Source organism: Bacteroidota bacterium, assembly GCA_038746285.1.
Classification (GTDB): Bacteria; Bacteroidota; Rhodothermia; order Rhodothermales; family JANQRZ01; genus JANQRZ01.
The window spans coordinates 1-2,184 of sequence record JBCDKT010000111.1 but is presented as its reverse complement, the minus strand read 5'-3'; the positions used below and the strand labels follow the sequence as shown (position 1 = coordinate 2,184).

Annotated in this window: 4 protein-coding genes; all 4 read right to left on the bottom strand. The window is 69.2% G+C overall.

What is annotated here, in order from left to right; translation table 11 throughout:
- On the bottom strand, positions 1-303 hold a 303-nt coding region (locus AAGI91_17650; protein ID MEM1044438.1), incomplete at its 3' end, for a hypothetical protein.
- Positions 300-806, bottom strand: coding sequence for a hypothetical protein (locus AAGI91_17645; protein ID MEM1044437.1), 507 nt, complete (start codon positions 804-806; stop codon positions 300-302). The genes AAGI91_17650 and AAGI91_17645, both read right to left, overlap by 4 nt.
- Before the next feature lie 4 nt (positions 807-810).
- On the bottom strand, positions 811-1,209 hold the full coding sequence (locus AAGI91_17640; GenBank protein MEM1044436.1) for a hypothetical protein: 399 nt from the start codon (positions 1,207-1,209) through the stop codon (positions 811-813).
- A gap of 25 nt (positions 1,210-1,234) precedes the next feature.
- Positions 1,235-1,816, bottom strand: coding sequence for a hypothetical protein (locus AAGI91_17635; GenBank protein ID MEM1044435.1), 582 nt, complete (start codon positions 1,814-1,816; stop codon positions 1,235-1,237).
- Between the last annotated feature and the right edge of the window lie 368 nt (positions 1,817-2,184).

The window sequence follows — 2,184 nt, the reverse complement described above, 5'->3', positions numbered from 1 at the left end:
GGCATCATCGGCGATCGTCCACGCCTGCTGGCCCCGCCCGTCGGTGGCCGTCACGACGACGTTCGCGCCGTTGTAGCGGTCCAGTGCTACCGAGTCGTCGAGCTGGTTCGTCGAGCCCGGCTCCATGATGAACACGCGCGACCGCTCGCCCCCGACCCACTCGAACGAGAACGCAGGGAGGCCAGCTGCGACGGTTGCCAAACCGAATGTCTGGACCCCACCGCCGACGAGTGCCCCGCCCGACTGGCGCAGCGCCGGGGCCTCACGCAGCCCCCCGTTCTTGGTCTGTACGAGCGCGCTCATGGGGCCGGGGTGGTGAACGTGATTGCCTCGGTCCAGGCGCTCGTGAGGTCCTCAGCCGTCCGGATCTCCCCGCCATCGTCGTCCAGGAGCGGGGCCGGCACGGAGCGTGCGCGGACGTTGTACTCGGTGGCATCCGACGGAAACCACGCCGGGTCGAGATCGAGCGCGGTCTCGACCGTCCCGTCGGCGACGGCCAGCGAGTGCGACGTGGCGCCCTGGCCGGTCTCCCAGACCTCGACCTCCACGGACGCCAGCCCGAGTGTGGCGGGCACGTCGCCGACGGTCGCCACGAGGTCGTCACGGCCGGTGCCCGAGAGCGCGGGCGGGTCGGCAGGGACCGGCTCTAGGCGGTCAGTCTCGTCGACCATTGACGCGGGATGGACATGTCCGTAGAACCGCGTCACGAGCGAGCCCGGCGCCCTGCTGGCGGAGGCGTCGCCGCGGTGATCCACGCGGGTCTCGATGAGGCTCGCTGGTCGAGTGGCGCGAGAGACGAGCGACATGGCGCTAGCGGGCAGCGCGTCCCAGAGGACGGCGATCGGCCGTGATCTCGGTGACGACGAGTTGGAGGCGGACGGGCGCAGACTCAGCTCCCGCGACCGCGTAGCTGGCATCGGTGTAGGCCGTGACCAGCTGGCGCGGCTGGCCCTCTGCTGGGAGCGTGGCCGTGTCGAGCACGTCGCCGGGGCCCAAGACGAACGGGTCGTTGGTCGGGCTCGCCGCGCGGTCGCCGATCGCGATCACGACGGCATGCAGCGACGTTTCCTTGACGCGGACGACGAGCGAGACCCGATTGCGGTCGGGGTCGACGGGCGCGACGTCGGCTGCGGTCGCCGTGGCGACGGCGGAGGCGCGAGAGCCCTGCGTATTCGGGCCTTCGTCGATCGTGCGGGTGATCCAGGGCATAGCCAGTGGCTCGGGATGCGGGGGCCTAGGCCGTCCGGTAGGCCTCCATGATGATGGAGACGTCCACGTTGTCGCCCGTCGGGTTGGTGACGTAGGCCGTGAGCGGGCGGTTGTCGGGGACGACGAGCGACGGCTCGATCCGGTGCTCGGAGAAGAGCTCGCCGTACTGAGTGGCGGTCATCGCGGGTAGGAGGTCCGCCGTGCCTGTCCGGAATGCCAGGGTCAGTTCGTCATCGCGCCCTCCCCCGACGCTCACGAGCACACGCCGGACGCCCAGCTCGATGCCTCGACTCTCAAACCGGAGCGGCGTCTCGACGGCGCCAGCGGGGACCTGGAGCGAGCTGTGGAGCAGGACGGCCTCTGCGCTTGGGTCGAGGCGACCCGACGACTCCAGCGCGTCGAGCTGCTCGGCGGTGTAGCCGACGATCGCGACGTTGGCCCGGTCAGCGACAACACCCTGCCCGGAGTTGACGTCGATCTGAATCTGGTCGGCGTTTTCGAACCGGATCGGGACGGCGAGTGGATCGCGGAAGAGCTTTTGGAGCGACTCGACAGGGATGTTCTCGAACAGGACCCGGCGCGTGCCACGCCGCGCAGAGAGGGACACTGTTACGGTCTGGTCGGCCCCGGTATGTCCGACGATGAGACGGGTCAGCCCGAACTGGCCCTCCGTGAAGCGTTCAAATTCGGCCCTCTGGGTTTCGTCAGCCCCCGCGAACTTGAGCTCTTGCGAGTAGACGGCAAACGCACCCGGTAGAACCAAGGGCCTGCTGGAGGCTACGGGACTGGTGGGAGCTGTGCCCGGTGCTGGCGACACCTCTTGGAGGAACGTCCGCGTTGCGGCCTGGGCAGCCGATCGGACGGAGGTGGTGAGGAGGTCGTCCATGACGTCTGTGTCCTGGTGAGTGGGGGCCTCGTTGGCGGGTTAGATGTCTCGCGACGTTGAGGCAGGAGAGAAAGCCACGGCGCCGGTCT

Coding starts and splice junctions, on each gene's coding strand:
- AAGI91_17640 (MEM1044436.1), bottom strand. CDS start 1,209: ATGCCCTGGATCACCCGCACGATCGACGAAGGCCCGAATACGCAGGGC.
- AAGI91_17645 (MEM1044437.1), bottom strand. CDS start 806: ATGTCGCTCGTCTCTCGCGCCACTCGACCAGCGAGCCTCATCGAGACC.